This is a genomic window from Kribbella kalugense, assembly GCF_004365875.1.
Classification (GTDB): domain Bacteria; phylum Actinomycetota; class Actinomycetes; order Propionibacteriales; family Kribbellaceae; genus Kribbella; species Kribbella kalugense.
In genome coordinates, this window is the sequence record NZ_SODF01000004.1 from 240,782 (window position 1) to 257,736 (window position 16,955).

Annotated in this window: 15 protein-coding genes; 8 read left to right on the top strand and 7 right to left on the bottom strand. The window is 68.0% G+C overall.

Annotated features, from left to right (window positions below; genetic code table 11):
* Window positions 1–71: 71 nt before the first annotated feature.
* The 3 genes from EV650_RS38490 to EV650_RS38500 all read left to right on the top strand — a co-directional run bounded on the left by EV650_RS38490 (window position 72) and on the right by EV650_RS38500 (window position 3,584).
* On the top strand, window positions 72–1,061 hold the full coding sequence (locus EV650_RS38490) for an SMP-30/gluconolactonase/LRE family protein (RefSeq protein ID WP_134124169.1): 990 nt from the start codon (window positions 72–74) through the stop codon (window positions 1,059–1,061).
* A 131-nt stretch (window positions 1,062–1,192) separates the two neighbouring features.
* Entirely contained in the window at window positions 1,193–2,095 is a 903-nt protein-coding gene (locus tag EV650_RS38495) for a MurR/RpiR family transcriptional regulator (RefSeq protein WP_134124170.1), read from the top strand.
* A 91-nt stretch (window positions 2,096–2,186) separates the two neighbouring features.
* Window positions 2,187–3,584 carry a hypothetical protein gene (locus EV650_RS38500; RefSeq protein ID WP_238174754.1) on the top strand — a complete coding sequence of 466 codons (1,398 nt, stop codon included), beginning with the start codon at window positions 2,187–2,189 and terminating at the stop codon, window positions 3,582–3,584.
* On the opposite strand, the gene EV650_RS38505 is transcribed toward EV650_RS38500, so the two are convergent.
* The gene (locus EV650_RS38505) at window positions 3,585–4,805 is read right to left on the bottom strand and encodes a citrate synthase (RefSeq protein WP_134124171.1); all 1,221 of its coding nucleotides are present in this window, start codon (window positions 4,803–4,805) and stop codon (window positions 3,585–3,587) included.
* Between the two features lie 73 nt (window positions 4,806–4,878).
* Between EV650_RS38505 and EV650_RS38510 the strand changes: the two genes are divergently transcribed.
* Entirely contained in the window at window positions 4,879–6,018 is a 1,140-nt protein-coding gene (locus tag EV650_RS38510) for a citrate/2-methylcitrate synthase (RefSeq protein WP_134124172.1), read from the top strand.
* Here EV650_RS38510 and EV650_RS38515 read toward each other — a convergent pair.
* A complete protein-coding gene (locus EV650_RS38515; protein ID WP_134124173.1) occupies window positions 6,015–7,451 on the bottom strand; it encodes a flavin-containing monooxygenase in 1,437 nt (478 codons plus the stop codon). The two genes, EV650_RS38510 and EV650_RS38515, sit on opposite strands and share 4 nt — an antisense overlap.
* A gap of 114 nt (window positions 7,452–7,565) precedes the next feature.
* Here EV650_RS38515 and EV650_RS38520 point away from each other — a divergent pair, with 114 nt between their 5' ends.
* Entirely contained in the window at window positions 7,566–7,937 is a 372-nt protein-coding gene (locus EV650_RS38520; protein ID WP_134124174.1) for a YciI family protein, read from the top strand.
* A 60-nt stretch (window positions 7,938–7,997) separates the two neighbouring features.
* Complete coding sequence (locus EV650_RS38525; RefSeq protein ID WP_134124175.1) at window positions 7,998–9,254, top strand: RNA polymerase sigma factor; 1,257 nt, start codon at window positions 7,998–8,000, stop codon at window positions 9,252–9,254.
* Here the strand turns inward: EV650_RS38525 and EV650_RS38530 are convergent.
* Window positions 9,197–9,613, bottom strand: coding sequence for a MerR family transcriptional regulator (locus EV650_RS38530; protein WP_134124176.1), 417 nt, complete (start codon window positions 9,611–9,613; stop codon window positions 9,197–9,199). The genes EV650_RS38525 and EV650_RS38530 overlap by 58 nt on opposite strands.
* A 24-nt stretch (window positions 9,614–9,637) precedes the next feature.
* Here EV650_RS38530 and EV650_RS38535 point away from each other — a divergent pair, with 24 nt between their 5' ends.
* A complete protein-coding gene (locus tag EV650_RS38535) occupies window positions 9,638–11,053 on the top strand; it encodes an MFS transporter (protein WP_134124177.1) in 1,416 nt (471 codons plus the stop codon).
* Here the strand turns inward: EV650_RS38535 and EV650_RS38540 are convergent.
* Window positions 11,034–11,987, bottom strand: a complete 954-nt coding sequence (locus EV650_RS38540; protein WP_134124178.1) for an RNA polymerase subunit sigma-70 — start codon at window positions 11,985–11,987, stop codon at window positions 11,034–11,036. The genes EV650_RS38535 and EV650_RS38540 overlap by 20 nt on opposite strands.
* Window positions 11,984–12,880 (bottom strand): alpha/beta hydrolase, encoded by an 897-nt coding sequence (locus EV650_RS38545; RefSeq protein ID WP_134124179.1) that lies wholly within the window; start codon window positions 12,878–12,880, stop codon window positions 11,984–11,986. The genes EV650_RS38540 and EV650_RS38545 overlap by 4 nt, the downstream gene beginning before the upstream one ends.
* A 74-nt stretch (window positions 12,881–12,954) precedes the next feature.
* Here EV650_RS38545 and EV650_RS38550 point away from each other — a divergent pair, with 74 nt between their 5' ends.
* A complete protein-coding gene (locus EV650_RS38550; RefSeq protein WP_134124180.1) occupies window positions 12,955–13,767 on the top strand; it encodes an aminoglycoside phosphotransferase family protein in 813 nt (270 codons plus the stop codon).
* On the opposite strand, the gene EV650_RS38555 is transcribed toward EV650_RS38550, so the two are convergent.
* Window positions 13,757–14,650, bottom strand: a complete 894-nt coding sequence (locus tag EV650_RS38555; RefSeq protein WP_134124181.1) for an NUDIX hydrolase — start codon at window positions 14,648–14,650, stop codon at window positions 13,757–13,759. The genes EV650_RS38550 and EV650_RS38555 overlap by 11 nt on opposite strands.
* A 10-nt stretch (window positions 14,651–14,660) precedes the next feature.
* Window positions 14,661–16,856 carry a 1,4-alpha-glucan branching protein GlgB gene (glgB, locus tag EV650_RS38560; protein ID WP_255512132.1) on the bottom strand — a complete coding sequence of 732 codons (2,196 nt, stop codon included), beginning with the start codon at window positions 16,854–16,856 and terminating at the stop codon, window positions 14,661–14,663.
* Between the last annotated feature and the right edge of the window lie 99 nt (window positions 16,857–16,955).

The following is a 16,955-nucleotide window of genomic DNA, read 5'->3' on the forward strand; positions in this document are numbered from 1 at the left end:
ATATATGCATTGACGACCATCAGAACTCTGATTAGTCTCTGTGCTCGTACACATCGAGAGAGGGGCTCTTCATGAGGTTTCGTGCGCTGGCCGCGATGCTGGTCGTTCTAGCGGCGTCATCGGCCGCGCTGCCGGTCACGGCAGCTGTTTCTCCTGCCGTCCGCCCTGCATATCCGGTGCAGATTGATGGTCGGACAGCAGACAGGTATCCGGAGGGGATCGCCTGGGACCCGACCCGGCACGCGTTCCTCATCGGGTCGCTTGCCACCGGCCGGATCTCTTCGGTCGGCCGGGACGGCGTACCGCATCCGTTCGGTGTCGCGCCTGGCGTGTCCACCTTCGGGTTGCATGTCGATGCCGTCCGCAACCGGGTGCTTGTCACGTACGCCGACATCGGGAACGGTGAGCGGACCTCGGAAGCGACGCTGTACAAGCAGTCCGGCGTCGCGATCTACAACCTGCGCTCCGGCAGGCTAGAACGGAAGGTGGACCTGAACACGCCGCGGCTGAATCCGGCCGGCGGTCGCCACGGCGTCAACGATCTCGCAATCGATGCCGTGGGCAACGCGTACGTCACCGACCCGGCGTCGGACGCGATCTACCGGATCACGCCGTCCGGTGCGGCGTCCGTGCTGGTCCGGGACGAGCGGTTGCAAAGCGACACGATCGGGCCCAACGGCATCGTCTGGAATCCGGCCGGATATCTGCTGACCGTTCGCTACGACACCGGCACCCTGTTCCGGATCTCGTCGCGCGGTGAACTCAGTACTACTGGTCTGACCAGTGCACTGGTCGGCGGAGACGGCCTGGCGCTCACTCGGGACGGGCGACTGATCGCGATCACGAACAAGCTCGGTGCGGCGGGTATCGAGCAGGCGACTGTGCTGACCAGTCGCGACAACTACCGGACCGCTCAGGTGCGCTCGGTCGAGCCGTGGCCGGTCTCCGGCCCGACAACGGCCGCGATCACGCCGTACGGCGTCTACGTGCTGAGCGGACGAATCGACGTACTGCTCGGCGGCGGGTCGTCTGACCAGTTCACGATCCGACGCCTGGTCTGACCAGTTCACTTTCCGGGGCTGGTCTGACCGGTTCGCTATCCCGGCGGCCGGAGTCGGTGCTGTTGATCTGGCCGGTATCGGACAGTGTGAATTCTTGTAATTGGTGTTGCGATGCTCTGAGAATTCTTTACATGAGTGCTGTCGAATCGCCGCCGCCGAGTCTCGAGGCGCGGATCCACGGCCTGCTGCCGGCGTTGAGTCCGGCGCAGGCCCGGATCGCCGCCGAGGTACTGCGAGATCCGGCGGCGGTGGCTTCGTCGACGATCGGCCAGCTGGCGGCCCGCTGCGGTACGTCGCTGCCGAGCGTCACCCGGTTCTGTCTCGCGCTCGGTCTGTCCGGGTACGCCGAGCTGAGGCTGACGCTGGCGGCCGAGAGTGGTCGGACCAGTCTGAGCTGGGAACGGGGTACTGGTTCGGAGGTCGGACCAGACGACTCGTTGGACGACGTACTCCGGACGTTGTTGCGGGCCGACACCCGGGCGCTCGAGGACACCGTCGCGTCCCTGGACGTTGATGCGCTCCGGCGTGCCGTGCAGGCGATCTCGGATGCGCGGCGGATCGATCTGTACGCCGTGGCGGGGTCGGCGTCGGTGGCCGAGGATCTGCGGTTGCGGCTGCATCGGATCGGCCGTGGGGCGAGTACGTGGAGCGACGTGCATACCGCGCTTGCCAGTTCCGCGCTGCTCGGGACCGGGGACGTCGCGATCGGGATCTCGCACAGCGGCGAGACGATCGAGGTGCTCGAGCCGCTCACCCGGGCCGGCCGGCAAGGGGCGACGACTGTTGCCATCACCAACTATCCCCGCTCGCCGCTGGCGCGGGCGGCGGACGTCGTACTGGTCACCGCTGCCCGCGACGTCACGTTCCGCACCGGGGGACTGTCCGGCCGGCACGCCCAGATGATCGTCCTGGACGCCCTCTACCTCGGCGTCGCCCAACGCGACTACCCCCTGGCCGAACAAGCCTTCGACGCCACCGCGGAAGCCGTCGCCACCCACCGCGACCGCTCCTGGCCCCCCCCCAAGTCCTCATGACCCCACCGCCGGCGCCGGAGGCTCGGTCAAAAGCGCCGTCCTGAACAGCTTTCTGCCGTAACTCCGTTCGACCGCCTTCCGAAGGAGAACCATGCAGAGCCCGCACCAGATCCTCGGTCCCAGCCGCCGCAGTCTGCTCCTCGGCGCCGGCGCCACCGCCCTCACCGCGGCGGCCGCAAGCACCGCATCCGCATCCACCGCAGCAGCCTCGACCACCTCCGCTGCGGCGGGCGGTGTTGGGCCGGCCGATGTCGCCGTACCGTCGCCGGACACGTTGCCTCTGACCGGCGGGTCTGAGTTCCCGATTGGGTTGTTCTGGCCGCCGCATCCGTATGCGAGTACGGCGGAGCGGTTCGCCGAGATCAAGCACGCCGGGTTCGACTTCGTCATCTCCGGCAACTACGCCGGTGACGGCAACATCTTCCAGTACCAGCTCGGCCTCGCCCGCGACGCCGGTCTGCAGATGCTGATCTCGGACGACATCCAGATCCGCAACATGTCCCGCTGGTTCTCGATCTCGGACACCACCACCGACTTCCTCAGCGTGACGCCGGCCGAGGCCAGCGCGCTCTACATCCGCGCCCGCGACGCCTATGGCCCGTACTCGTCGCTGGCCGGCTTCAACTTCTACGACGAACCCGGCGCCGGCTGGTTTGCCACCCTGGCGAAGGCGCTCGCGATCTCGCGCGAACTGGCGCCGCAGCTGCTGCCGTACATCAACCTGCTGCCTTCCGACGACCCGTCGTACTATCGCAACTTCGTCGACGTGGTGAAGCCGTCGCTGATCTCCTTCGACCGGTACCCGCTGCTGGCGGCGGGCCAGGAGGACGCGAACTACTTCCACAACTGGGCGATCGTCCGCGACGCCGCGCTGCACGGGGACATCCCGTCCTGGGTGTACATCCAGACGCTTGCCTACAACAACCATCGCGAACCGACCGCGGCCGAACTGCTCTGGCAGATCAACATCAGCCTCGCGTACGGCGCGAAGGGCATCCAGTACTTCACCTACTGGACGCCGGAGGCCGCTCGTGGCGAGGGGTTCGGGCCGGCGTTGATCACGGTCGACGGCAAGCGGACCCCGCGGTACGACGCCGCGAAGCAGATCAACACCACGTGGCTCCACCAGGTCGGTCGCGAGCTCAAGCCGTTGGTCTCGGAGTCCGTCGTACACGCGAACGAGACTCCGCTGCCGAATGGTGCCGTTGGGTTCACGCCAACCAACCTGGTGTCCGGGATCTCCGGGAACTCGGTTGTCGTCGGCACCTTCCGGTCGCGAGATGCGGCGTCTGGTGATCGGTGGGTGCTGGTCGCCAACCGTTCGCACAGCGCGCGGGCGCGGGCGGTGGTCGGGGTCGACGATCAGACGGTGGGGTCGGTGGGGGTGTTCCAGCCGGCGAAGCAGAAGTACGTGTCGCAGCGGGTTGGGCCGGTGCAGGTCTCGCTCGCACCCGGAGCAGCGACCCTGATCAAGCTTGGCGCCAAGTAGTCAGGTGGTTTGGCCGGTGTAGATGCCCATTGCGCGGAAGCGCAGGGCTGGGGCCGCGTACTCCTCGAGGGCGTGCGCGGTCCAGCCGATCATCCGGGCCAGGGCGAACAGGGCGTCGCCGGCGTCCGGGCGGAAGTTGTACGCGTGCATGATCGCCGCGATGGCTAGATCGCTGTTGGGGAAGGTCGGCGTACGCGCGGCGATCGCGGTGATCGTGTCGACGATCGGGTGGTCGCCGAGCATGCCGAGCAGTACTTCGGCTCGCGGGTCGCGGTGTTGGTAGATCCGGTGGCCGAAGCCGGGGATGGGCTCGCCTGATCGCAACTGGTCCGACAGTGCCTTGAGCGGGTCTTGCTGTGCTCGTTGGAGGAATTCGTAGGCGAGCGTCGGCGCGGCGCCGTGGTACTGGCCGTCGAGGGCGCCGAGTCCTGCGGAGATCACGGCGTACAGGTTCGCGCGGGCGCTGGCGGCGACCCGGGCTGCGACGGTCGAGACGGCGAGCCCGTGGTCGGCAAGCAGGATCAGGGTGGCGTCGAGTAGCTCCGGTCGAGGTTCGTCGCTCGACAGCTTCGGCCAGAGGCGCGCGCCGAGCGTCGCGTCGGGGCTCACGTAGTCGCCGGGCAGCGCGGTCACCAAGGTCCCGATCAGCCGGCCGGCTGCAGCAGTCACCGCCGGCACCGACAAGTCGAACCGCAACGGATCGGCAGCCCCGAGCACAGCCACCGCAACCCGCAACCGATCCGTCAACCGAGCCCCCTCCGGCACCACCTCCATCCCCGCCCGAGCAAGCAAAACCCCCTCCCGCCCAATCCCAAACCCGGCCGCACCGGCCGGGAGCGCCTCCCCAACATGACCCGCCCCCACGTGACCTGTCGTTGGTGGGTGTTCGAGGGGTTGGGCGGTCCAGAGGAGGTTGGCTACTTGTTCGACGGTGGAGGTTGTGGCGAGGGTGCTTGCGGAGTGGCCTCGGTAGTAGAGGTTGTCGTTGTGGAGGAGGGTTAGTTCGGACTCGATGCGTTCGACGACGCCGGAGTGGTCGACGGACCTGCTGGCGAGGCGTTCAACTTCGGCGGTGGCGAAGAGGCTTCCGCGGCGGCCGCGGGCTCGGATGCTGGTCAGGAGGCCTCGGCTGACATAGGCGTAGATGGTCTCCGGCTTCACCTGCAGTCGCCGCGCGACCTCCGCGGTGGTCAGGTAATTCTCGTCACCTTCGGCCGTCATCCCCGCTCCTCAGACCGTTCACATTGACTGGATCAATATTGACAATAGTTGATTGCCTGTCAACTCTGAAGATATGTCAACAACGATCAATGTGCCGCCCGGCCTGCGCAACGTCGTCGTCACCGAGACGACCCTCGGCGACGTCCGGGGCGACGAGGGTTTCTACCACTACCGCGAGTACTCGGCGATCGATCTCGCCAAGTCCAAGACGCTCGAAGACGTCTGGTACCTGATGTTCGAGGGCCACCTCCCGACCGACGCCGAGCGGGACCGGTTCGTCGCCGAGCTCGCGCCACTGCGCGTCCTCCCCGACGAGGTCCGCGCGGTACTGCCCGCGATCGCGACCGCCGGCGCGAAGTTCAACCCGCTCGCCGGTCTCCGCACCGCACTGTCGCTCCTGGCCGCAGTCCGCGGCCTCCCGCCGCTCTGGGACGCCGACCCGGCCCGACGCAAAGCCGACGCGATGCTCGTCTGCGCGGTGACCCCGACCATCCTCGCCGCCCTCTACCGGCTCCGCGAGGGTCAGGAGCCGTTGGAGCCGCGCGCCGACCTGACAGCCGCCGAAAACTGGCTCTACCTCGTCACCGGCACCGAGCCGACCGCCGTACACACGACCGCGATCGAGCACTACCTCGTCTCGACCGTGGACCACGGCTTCAACGCGTCCACGTTCACCGCGCGGGTGATCGCCTCCACCGGCGCGGACGTCGTGTCGGCCGTCGCCGGAGCGATCGGCGCGTTCTCCGGCCCGCTGCACGGTGGTGCACCGGATCGCGCCCTCGCCAGCCTCGACGAGATCGGTACGCCGGATCGCATCGACGCCTGGGTCCGCTCGAAGGTGTCCGCGGGCGACCGGATCATGGGCTTCGGTCACGCGGTCTACCGCACCGAGGACCCGCGTTCGCTGATGCTGCGCGACATCGCCCGCGGCATCGGCGGAGACCTGGTCGACTTCGCGACCACGGTCGAGCAGCGCATCGTCGACGTACTCGCGGAGCTGAAGCCCGGCCGCAACCTGTACGCGAACGTCGAGTTCTACGCCGGCGTCGTGATGGAACTCTGCGGCATCCCGCGCGCCATGTTCACGCCCACCTTCGCCGTCAGCCGCATCATCGGCTGGTCCGCCAACATCCTTGAGCAGGCAGAAGACCCGAAGATCATCCGCCCGGCCGCCATGTACGTCGGCCCCCAGCCACCAACACCAATTCCCTAAGCGGTGAAGCGCATGGCGCCGTCGTCGAGGCGGGCGTAGCGGAGGGTTAGTAGGTCGCGGGGGTAGTTCTGGCGGAGGCGCCAAGGGCCGTAGGTGCCTTGGCGAGGGAGGATCGCGGCGGCTCGGCGGATGTAGCCGGAGGAGAGGTCGACGACCGGTCGGGGTGGCGCGTCGTACTCGGCCGGGTCGACCTCGGGGATGCAGATGCGGGTGCCGGTGGCGGTGAGGTGGTTGAGGAGCCGGCAGACGTACTGCGAGGTGAGGTCGGAGCGCAGCGTCCAGGAGTTGTTGGTGTAGCCAATGCACCAGGCCAGGTTCGGTACGCCGCTCAGCATCATGCCCTTGTAGACAAAGGTGTCATGCGGATCGACGGACCGCCCGTCGAGGACGACCTGGATGTTGCCGAGCGCAACCATGCGGAGGCCGGTCGCGGTGACCACGAGATCGGCCTCCAGCTCCCGCCCGGACCGCAGGAGCAAACCGTGCGGGGTGAACCGGTCGATCTCGTCAGTCACCACCGAGGCCGACCCGGCCCGCAACGCTTTGAACAGATCGGCGTCCGGCACCAGACACAGCCGCTGATCCCAAGGCTTGTACTGCGGCGTGAAATGCGGATCGACCGGGATCGACGATGGCAGTTCCTTGGCCACAGTGCTGTTCAGCAACCACGCCGCATGCGCCGGCCACTTGCGGAACGCGCTGTAGACGGCGGTGCTCACGGCAACGTTCTTCCCGCGGATCAACCGGTGCGCGAGGTTCTCGGGCAGTACGGCGCGGAGGCGGTCGGAGAACGCATCGTGCGCAGGACGGGAGGCGACGTAGCTCGGCGTACGCTGCAGCATCGTCACGTGTTCCGCCGTACCAGCCATCGCGGGCACCAGGGTCACCGCGGTCGCGCCGCTGCCGACGACGACCACTCGCTGCCCGGTGTAATCCAGATCGGCCGGCCAGTGCTGCGGGTGCACGATCCGGCCCTCGAACGAGCTCTGCCCCTCGAAGTCGACCACGTACCCCGAGTCGTAGTCGTAGTACCCGCTGCACACGTAGAGGAACGAGCAGGTGTACGACGAGTCTCCGGTCTCGACCGTCCACAGTGCGTCCGCCGACGACCACGAGGCGCGTACGACGCGCTGGCCGAAGCGGATGTGCTTGTCGATGCCGTACGTCGATGCCGTCTCGTGCAGGTAGTCGAGGATCGACGGCCCGTCGGCGATCGCCTTCGCCGCCTTCCACGGGTGGAACGGGAACCCGAGCGTGAACATGTCGGAGTCCGACCGCACCCCCGGGTACCGGAACAGGTCCCAGGTCCCGCCGAGGGCGTCGCGCCCCTCGAGTACGGCGTACGTTCGGTCCGGGCACCGCGTTTGCAGCCGGTACGCCGCGCCGATCCCGGACAGGCCCGCGCCGACGATCAGGACGTCGAAATGCTCCATATCCGTCACAGTACTCAACAGTAATGAAGATTCTTCCGCGGCGTTGTCGATTCCGTGTGGCGGTGTTCGTCAGCAAGATGTTCCAGTAGAAGCCCTACCCGAGGAGAGCCTGAGATGGCGCAGTACATGTTCCTGCTGTACGACAGCGAAGAGTGGTACGACAACGTCACGCCGGACGACTGGCAGCAGGCGATGAAGCTGCACGGGGCGTTCGCCGAGGCGGTGGAGAAGGCCGGGGCACGGATCCTCGGCGGGGAGGCGCTCGAGCGCTCCACCACCGCGAGCACGGTCAAGCAACGCGAGGGGGCGGAGCCGCTGGTCACCGACGGTCCGTTCATCGAGACCAAGGAGGCGCTCGGCGGGTACTACGTCATCGAGGCGCGCGACCTCGACCAGGCGCTGGAGCTGGCGAAGATCTGCCCGTCCGGCAACGTCGAGGTCCGCCCGGTGATGGACACGTCCGGCGACTCGGGGCCGCAGGGCTGACATGCGTCAGCTGGGTACGCCGACGCTCTGTCCCGTCGGCGTACCCGTGGGGGAGGAGCAGTGACTGAAGCCGTCGAGGTGACCCGGGTCGTCGACCGGGCGCACCGGGAGAGCTGGTCGACCGTGCTCGCATCGGTCGTCCGGCTGACGCGGGACCTCGACCTGGCCGAGGACTGCACTCAGGACGCGTTCGTCCAGGCGTTGCGGACCTGGCCGGACGGGATCCCGGCGAATCCGGGTGGCTGGCTGACGACCGTCGCGCGGCGGCTGGCGCTGGATCGGCTGCGACGGGAGACGACTCTGCGGCGGAAGCTCCCGCTGCTGGTGGAGGAGCCCGGCGAGATCGAGCAGCCGACAGACCCGCTGAGGCTGGTGTTCACGTGCTGCCACCCGGCACTGGCGCGCGAGTCGCAGGTCGCGCTAACGCTGCGGCTGATCTGCGGTCTGACCACCCGTGAGGTAGCGGCGGTCCTGCTGATTGGTGAGCCGACGGCGGCGGCGCGGATCACTCGGGCGAAGAAGAAGATCGCGGCGGCGGGGATCCCGTACCGGATCCCGGCGGATCATGAGTTGTCGGCGCGGTTGGACGTCGTACTGACCGTCGTGCATCTGGTCTACACGGCCGGGCATGTGGCGGCCGGGTCGGAGCTGACGCGGACCGATCTGACCGGGCGGGCGATCGAGTTGGCACGGATGCTCGAGCGGTTGATGCCCGACGAACCGGAGCCGCAGGCGTTGCTCGGGCTGCTGCTGATGACCGAGGCGCGCGGCGATGCTCGGGTGAGTGCGGACGGCGAGCTTGTGCTGCTGGCTGATCAGGATCGGTCGCGGTGGAACATGCAGCTGCTGGTGGAGGGAGTGTCGCGGGCCACGGAGGCGTTGGAGCGCGGGCAGGGGCGATTCGCCTTGCAGGCGGCGGTTGCCGGGCTGCATGTGACCGCGCCGTCGTGGGCGAAAACGAACTGGGGCCAGGTGGTGCGGATGTACGACGCGATGATGGTCAGCTGGCCGACGCCCATCGTCGCGCTCAACCGGGCCGCCGCGCACAGCCTCGTCCCAGGCGCTGACCTGACCGCGGTCCTCGCCGAACTGGATGCCTTGAGCAACGAGCCGGCGCTGGCGACGTACGCCTACCTGCCGGCGACCAGAGCAGACATCCTCACTCGGCTGAACCGGCCGGACGAGGCAGCCGACGCATACAAGGCCGCGATCGCGCTGACCGCCAACGAGGCTGAGCGCCGCTTCCTGACCGCTCGGCTTCAGGCGCGCGGAGCCCAGAGCTGGTCGGCGTCGCCGGCTTCGAGGCGGCCGCGGTAGACGTCGACCTTGTGGTCGATCAGGTCCAGGCATTCCTGCAGCTCGGCGAGTTGGCTGAGCACGTCGGAGCGGTGTGACTCGAGGAGCTCCAGCCGGTCCTTCTCGTTGCCACGGCCGGCGATCACCAGTTCGGCGTACTTGCGAATGGTGCGGATCGGCATGCCGGTGGCGCGGAACCTGGTGCAGATCTTGATCCAGTCCAGGTCGCGCTGGTGGTACCGGCGGCGCCCGCCGGCGGTACGGTCGACGGTGGTGACGACCAGTCCGGCGCGCTCGTAGTACCGGAGCGTGTGGACGCTGACGCCGGTGCGTTCGGCGGCTTCGGCGATGCTGATCCCGCGTTCATTGACTTCGAGCACGCTCTAAATCCTAGCGTGGTCGGTATGACCCTTCCAACGCTCGAGGACACTGGTCTGACCAGTGCACGCCGGTACGCCGTACTCGTGATCTGCTGCGCGAGTCTGCTGATCTCGGTGATGGACATCTCGATCGTCAACGTGGCGCTGCCCTCGATCCGGGACGGCCTCGGCGCCTCGACGGCCGGGCTGCAATGGACGGTCGACGCCTACACCCTGGTGCTGGCCAGTTTCCTGCTGCTGGCCGGCTCGACCGCGGATCGGTTCGGGCGGCGGCGGATGTTCCGGTTCGGGCTGATCGTGTTCGGGATCGGTTCGTTGCTGTGCAGCCTGGCGCCTGGGATCGGCTGGCTGATTGCTGCGCGCGCCGTCCAGGCGGTGGGCGGCACGATGCTCAATCCGGTGGCGATGGCGATCGTGGTGACGGTGTTCCCGGACCGTGCCGAGCGGGCGCGCGCGATCGGAATCTTCGGCGCGACCGCGGGACTGTCGCTCGTCCTCGGACCGATCCTCGGTGGCGCGCTCGTCGACGGCCTCGGCTGGCGGTCGATCTTCTGGGTGAACCTGCCGATCGTCGTGGTGGCGGTGATCTGCACGAGCCTGTTCGTCCCGGAGTCCCGGGCCGCGCATGGGCGTCGCTTCGACCCGGTCGGACAGTTCGTCGTTGTACTGGTCCTCGGAGGTGTCGTGTCGGCGATCATCGAGTCTGAGAAGGACGGTTGGGGTACGCCGCTGGTGCTCGGACTGCTCGTGGTCGCGGCGGTGTCGGCCGTCGTACTGATCGGGTACGAGGGCCGTCGGCGTGAGCCGCTGCTGGAGTTGCGGCTGTTCCGGAGCATTCCGTTCAGTTCGGCGGTGTTGATCGCGATGTTCGCGTTCACCGGGTTCGGTGCGTTCTTGTTCGTCACCACGCTCTATCTGCAGAGCGTCCGGAATCTGTCCGCTCTGGATGCTGGCCTGTGCCTGCTGCCGGTCGGGGTGCTGATCTGCTTCCTGTCGCCGATGACGGGTCGCGTGGTTGGTTCGCTTGGCCCACGTCTGCCGCTGGTTGTCGCGGGTACGGCGCTCACCCTCGGAGCGGCTGCGTCGATCACCATCGGTACTACCACTCCGCTGCCGGTGATCCTCGCGATCTTCCTGTTCTTCGGTGTCTTCCTCGGCACGATCAACCCGCCGATCGCGAACTCGGCCGTGTCCGGGATGCCCGCGTCGATGACTGGGCTCGCGGCGTCGCTGGCGTCCGTCGGCCGGCAGACCGGGACTTCGCTCGGTGTCGCGATCGCCGGATCGATCGTCGGGTCCAAGGCGACGACCGATCCCGAGGCGTTTACGCACGCTGCGCACGTTGTGTGGTGGCCGATCGTCGGCATGGGGCTTGCCGTGCTGGCGTTGGGCTTGGTGAGCACGAGCCGGCGGGCTCAGCTCACAGCGACGGTGGTGTGAGTGGTAGGCCGAAGTGTGTGACGAGGCTTGGGGTGCTGAAGACGTGGATGTGGGTGATGCCGGTGGCGGTCGGCGTGAGTACGGCGACGCCGTACGGCTCGCCTTTGTAGTAGGTGCCGACCGCGGGCTGGCCGTTCGCGACGATCGGGATCATCTTCCAGTCGCCGGGCTCGCCGACTGCGGAAGCCAGCAACTGCATGCACATCACCCGGCCGTTGAACCAGGCCGTCGTACCGACCATCTCGATCGCGGCGTCGGCGCGGAGAGCCCGTTCGAGAGCCGCGGTGTCGGCGTTCTGGAAGCCTGAGATGTACTCCGCCAGCAAGGTCTGCGCCCGTGGGTCGTCGGGCTCGATGACCTCGTCGGACGTGGGCATCTCGTCGAGACGAGCCCGCGCTCGTTGCAGCGTGCTCTTCACCGCCGCGACCGACGTGTCGAGCATGGTCGCGACCTCGGCCGCCGGGAACGCGAGTACTTCGCGCAGGATCAGCACTGCCCGCTGCTTGGCCGGCAGGTACTGCAGTGCCGTGATGAGCGCGAGTCGCAGGCTCTCCCGACGCGTGACGATCGACGCAGGATCGAGCAACGACTCTGCGATCGGCTCCACGAACCGGACGGCCGGGTCGTCGGGCGGCGTACCAGGGGACAGGTCGGTGGCCGGAGCACCCAGCCCGGACGGGAGGGCGCGACGGCCGCGTTGGTCGAGAGCGGTGAGGCAGACGTTGGTCGCGATGCGGTACAGCCAGACCCGCACGGACGAGCGGCCTTCGAAGTCCGACCACGCCTTCCAAGCCCGCAAGTACGTCTCCTGTACGGCGTCCTCGGCCTCGTGCACCGAGGCGAGCATCCGGTAGCAATGCGCCAAGAGTTCCTTGCGGAACGGCTCGGTCTGACCAGTGAACTCGGTCGTCACCACGACCTCCTCGATCGTCATAGGCCCAGCACCGGACGTGCCCAGCGTGCCATCCGCTCGATGGCATCGTCCGCCTCCGGCGCGCGACCCGCCGCCATCTGGAACGTGTGCTGCATCTCCGGGAACACGTCCAGCCGCACCTCGACCCCGGCCTTCTCAGCGGCCGCGGCCAGCAGCTGCGCATCGTCCAGCAGTACTTCGTCACCGCCGACCTGGATGTAGATCGGTCCGAGTCCGGTCAGGTCGCCGTACGACGGGTTGACGAACGGATCGTCCGGCGAGCCGTCGGTCCCCAGGAACAGCGAGGCGAGCCCGCGGACCAGGTCCCGGTCGAAGAACGCGTCACGCTCCCGGTTGGCGTCGTACGACGCTCCGGCCGCCTCGAAGTCCACCGCCGGGGAGAATGGCATCGCGCCGGCGGGCAGCGGCAGTCCGATCGAGCGGGCGCGGAGCTGGGTGGTGATGGCCATTGCGCCTCCCACCGAGTCGCCGGTGAACAGGATGTGCTCGGCCGCGATGCCCTGGTCCAGCAGCCAGCGGTAGGTGTCGACCGTGTCGTCGAGCTGAGCCGGATGGGCGTGCTCGGGCGCCAGCGGGTAGTCGAAGACCAGCGCCCGTACCCCGACCGCGCGGGCGAGGTGCGCGAACAGCTTCCGGTGCGAGACCCGCGATCCGCCGACGTACCCGCCGCCGTGCAGACACAGGAGCACCCGGTCCGACGTGGCGTCGTGCGGCACGATCCAGACCGCCGGCCGTCCCTGGACGGACAGGTAGTCGACGTCCGGCGGTTCACTGGTCAGACCAGCCCACTGATGATCGGCCAACTCCTGATCGCCCTCACTGGTCTGCTGCTCGAACGCCACCCGCGCCGCCGCCCAGTGTTGCCGGACCGCCTCGGATTCCTTGCTCGCCATCCTGAATCTCCTTTCGTCCTGGTACTGACCAGCGACCGGCCGAAAAGGAATCGGTGTCGTCTAGGGTCGGTCCGGTGGAGCTGATCGGGCAGGGGATGGAAGGCGCGGTCTACGACCTTGGGGACGGGACCGTTCGGAAGGTGTGGTTCGACCGGCGGCCGGAGGACGTGCGGCCGCTGAAGGCGTTCCTGGACGAGCTGCCGGCGTTGCCGTTCCGGACGCCGCGGATCCGCGAGATCACTGTCGGCGAGAACGGTCTGGCAGTCAGCGTCGAGGACAAGCTGACCGGCGTACCGCTGCACGAGGCCGGTCTGCCCGAGGAGCAGGCGCTGGACGCGTTCGTGCTGGTCGTCGAAGCACTGCGAGCCGCCGAGCCCGGGTCCGCGAGCAAGGCGCTGCGTGTGCTGAGCAAGCCGTTCTGGCAGAACACCTGGGGTGAGAGCTTGGCCGCGCTCGTGGACCGCCGGGCAGCGGTTTCGCGGGTGCATCTTGAGCGTGACGTGCCCGGTTTCGCAGGCCTGCTTGAGAAGGTGCTCGACGGCCTCACTCAACTGCGGCCCGAGTTGAGTGTTGTGCACGGCGACATCTGCCCGCCCAACCTGCTGATGGACGGGCCACAGGTCGCGGCCGTGCTCGACTGGGGCTTCCTGTCGACGGCGGGCGACACCACCTTCGAGGCCTCGCTGGCTGCCGGTTTCTTCGACATGTACGGGCCGGACGCGCGTCGGCTGGACGACCAGCTCTCAGACCGGTTCGAGCAGCTCGGTCACGACCGGGAGCGGATGCGCCTCTACCGCCAGGCGTACGCGATCATCACCGCCACCGTGTACGACGAGAACGCCGGCGACGGCCACTACATCTGGTGCGTCAACCAGCTCACGAGGTGATCGGCGAACCGTTGCTCAGGTTGTGCAGCTGATCCGGCGCGGCCAGGATCATCGGGAGGCGGCGGGCGTTCAGGGGCGAGACCAGGCCGGCCAGCTCGTCCGGCGCATGCCACGAGAGGTCCTTGATCTCGAACCCGTCCGGCTGCAGCCGGTCGATCAGCGAGGGGTCGTGTACGCCGCCGTCGTACAGGATCTCGACCGCGTCGCCCCAGCCCTCCCAGCGCGGTAGCCAGTCGATCGCGAGTACGCCGAGTAGCGGCAACGCCGTACCGAGCTCCTCCTGCATCTCCCGGGACGCACCGGTCGCCGGGTCCTCGTCCGGCTCGACCACACCGCCCGGCAGCTCCAGGTCCTTCTTGTAGCTGACCTGACACAGCAGCACCCGACCAGCCGTGTCGCGTACGACGACGTGCGCGATGACGCGTTTCTTGGGCAGCGTCGAGTCCATCAACGCTGTCCAGCCGGTCACCGTGTCCGGCCGCGGGTCGTCGACGCGCCTCCCGTAGATCGCCACGTCCCGGCGCTCGCCGTCGGCCAGAGCCGCGCCACGCAGTATGCCCTCGCGCCGGAAACCGGACCGGATGGCGATCCGGCCCGACGAATGCAGTTCGGGATCGACCTCCACCTGCAGCCGCTCCAGGCCGAGCTCACCGAACGCGTACTCGGCGACGAGCCGCACAGTCCGCTCCGCCACCCCGATACCGCCGTCGAGCGCCCAAGTGACCAGGCCGACGCCCGGCGTCGTCTGGCGTACCTCGACTGTGCCGACCGGTTCGCTGGGCTCGACGTCAGTGCGCTCGACGTCGAAGGTCACCAACTGCCCGTTCGGCTGCGAGGGACGCAGCGTCAGCTCATCATCTGACAGCGGATGTACGGCGGTCACGCCGTGAACGCTACCCGGTGAAGCGCAGGTACACCGTCGCCAGGGGTGGCACGGACAGCTCGGTGCTGGTCACCAACCCGTGCCACTCCGGCCCGTCCGCCTCGACGGCGCCGAAGTTGCCGACACCGGAGCCGCCGTACGTGCTGGCGTCGGTGTTGACGACCTCCTCCCAGCGACCGGCGTACGGCAGGCCGAGCCGGTAGCCGTGGTGCGGGAGTGCGGAGAAGTTCGCCACACAGGCCACAGTCGGCGCTCCGTCGTCGCCGTACCGGAGGAAGGAGAAGATGTTGTTGCCGGCGTCGTTGGCATCGATCCAGCTGAACTTCTCCGCGTCGTGGTCGGTCCGCCAGAACGCAGGATTGTCCTTGTAGGTCCGGTTCAGGTCGCGGACGAGCTGCTGAAGACCCTGGTGGTCAGTGTGGTCCAGCAGCCACCAGTCCAGCTCGCCCTTCTCCGACCACTCCGACTCCTGACCGAACTCGCAGCCCATGAACAGCAGCTGCTTGCCCGGGTGCGCCCACATCATCGCCAGGTACGCACGGAGGTTCGCCAGCTGCTGCCAGCGGTCGCCGGGCATCTTGCGCAGCAGCGAACCCTTGCCGTGGACAACTTCGTCGTGGGACAGCGGGAGGACGAAGTTCTCGGAGTACGCGTACATCATCGAGAACGTCATCTCGTGGTGGTGGTACTGCCGGTGGACCGGCTCGTGCTCCAGGTAGCGGAGCGAGTCGTTCATCCAGCCCATGTTCCACTTGAAGCCGAACCCGAGCCCGCCGAGATGGGTCGCCCGGGTGACGCCCGGCCAGGACGTCGACTCCTCGGCGACCGTGATCACGCCCGGGACCCGCTTGTACAGCGTCGCGTTCATCTCCTGCAGGAACGAGACCGCCTCGAGGTTCTCCCGGCCGCCGAACTGGTTCGGCACCCACTGGCCCTCCTGGCGCGAGTAGTCCAGGTAGAGCATCGAGGCGACCGCGTCGACCCGCAGGCCGTCGATGTGGAACTCCTCGGCCCAGTAGAGCGCGTTCGCGACCAGGAAGTTGCGGACCTGCGGACGGCCGAAGTCGAACACCAGCGTGCCCCAGTCCGGCTGCTCGCCGCGACGCGGATCCGGGTGCTCGTACAGCGGCGTACCGTCGAACCGGGCCAGCGCCCAGGCGTCCTTCGGGAAGTGCGCCGGCACCCAGTCGACGAGTACGCCGATGCCGGCCTGGTGCAGCCGGTCGACCAGCAGCCGGAAGTCGTCCGGGTCGCCGAAGCGGGACGTCGGCGCGAAGTACGACGTGACCTGGTAACCCCAGGAGCCGCCGAACGGATGCTCCATCACCGGCATGAGCTCGACATGGGTGAAACCCATCTCGTTGACATAGGCAACGAGCTCGTCGGCCAGCTCGCGGTACGACTTGCCCTTCCGCCAGGACCCGAGATGCACCTCGTAGACGCTCATCGGCTCGGCGTACGCCTGGGCCGCGGCCCGGTGCTCCAGCCAGGCCGCGTCGCTCCACTCGTACGACGACTCGGTGACGACGGATGCGTTCGCCGGGGGAGTCTCGGCCAGGTTCGCCATCGGGTCGGCCTTCTGCCGCCAGACGCCGTCACGGCCGCAGATGTCGAACTTGTACCGCGTGCCCGCGCCGACGCCCGGCACGAACAGCTCCCACACGCCGGACGAGCCGAGCGAGCGCATCGGATGCGCGCGGCCGTCCCAGAAGTTGAAGTCCGCGGTCAGCCGGATCCCTTGTGCGTTCGGGGCCCAGACGGCGAACGACGTACCCGTGACGGTCCCGGTCGGGCCGTCGTACCGGCGGACGTGGGCGCCGAGCACGGTCCACAGCTGCTCGTGCCGGCCTTCGCCGATCAGGTGCAGGTCGACCTCGCCGAGCGACGGGAGGTAGCGGTACGGGTCGTCGACCACGGTCGCGGGACCGTCGGTGTAGGTCACCTCGAGGCGGTAGTCCGGGACCTTGTCGGTGTCGAGTACTCCTACCCAGATCCCGTCGTGCTCGTGCCGCAGGTCGAGGCGCTGCCCGTCGTACAGCACCGTGACGCTCTTCGCGAACGGGCGCAGCGCGCGGACCGTCACACCGAACTCGCCGAGATGCGGCCCGAGCACCCGATGCGGATCGTGGTACGTGCCGGCGACCAGTCGCTCGAGCTCGGTCCGATCCACCGGAACCGCTGTCACCACAGGCTCGTCCGTCGCCACCACCGGCTCCTCAAAAGGTTCGCGCTCTCCCATGAAACACATCCTGCCCGATCAACCCCCTCATCACTGCACCCCGTACCCGTCGAATCCCGACGTACA

Excerpts from the sequence above, each read along its gene's own strand:
- EV650_RS38500 (WP_238174754.1), top strand. The coding sequence starts at position 2,187 with ATGCAGAGCCCGCACCAGATCCTCGGTCCCAGCCGCCGCAGTCTGCTC.
- EV650_RS38540 (WP_134124178.1), bottom strand. The coding sequence starts at position 11,987 with ATGACGATCGAGGAGGTCGTGGTGACGACCGAGTTCACTGGTCAGACC.
- EV650_RS38515 (WP_134124173.1), bottom strand. The coding sequence starts at position 7,451 with ATGGAGCATTTCGACGTCCTGATCGTCGGCGCGGGCCTGTCCGGGATC.
- EV650_RS38505 (WP_134124171.1), bottom strand. The coding sequence starts at position 4,805 with ATGACGGCCGAAGGTGACGAGAATTACCTGACCACCGCGGAGGTCGCG.
- EV650_RS38490 (WP_134124169.1), top strand. The coding sequence starts at position 72 with ATGAGGTTTCGTGCGCTGGCCGCGATGCTGGTCGTTCTAGCGGCGTCA.
- EV650_RS38545 (WP_134124179.1), bottom strand. The coding sequence starts at position 12,880 with ATGGCGAGCAAGGAATCCGAGGCGGTCCGGCAACACTGGGCGGCGGCG.
- EV650_RS38520 (WP_134124174.1), top strand. The coding sequence starts at position 7,566 with ATGGCGCAGTACATGTTCCTGCTGTACGACAGCGAAGAGTGGTACGAC.
- EV650_RS38535 (WP_134124177.1), top strand. The coding sequence starts at position 9,638 with ATGACCCTTCCAACGCTCGAGGACACTGGTCTGACCAGTGCACGCCGG.
- EV650_RS38495 (WP_134124170.1), top strand. The coding sequence starts at position 1,193 with ATGAGTGCTGTCGAATCGCCGCCGCCGAGTCTCGAGGCGCGGATCCAC.
- EV650_RS38510 (WP_134124172.1), top strand. The coding sequence starts at position 4,879 with ATGTCAACAACGATCAATGTGCCGCCCGGCCTGCGCAACGTCGTCGTC.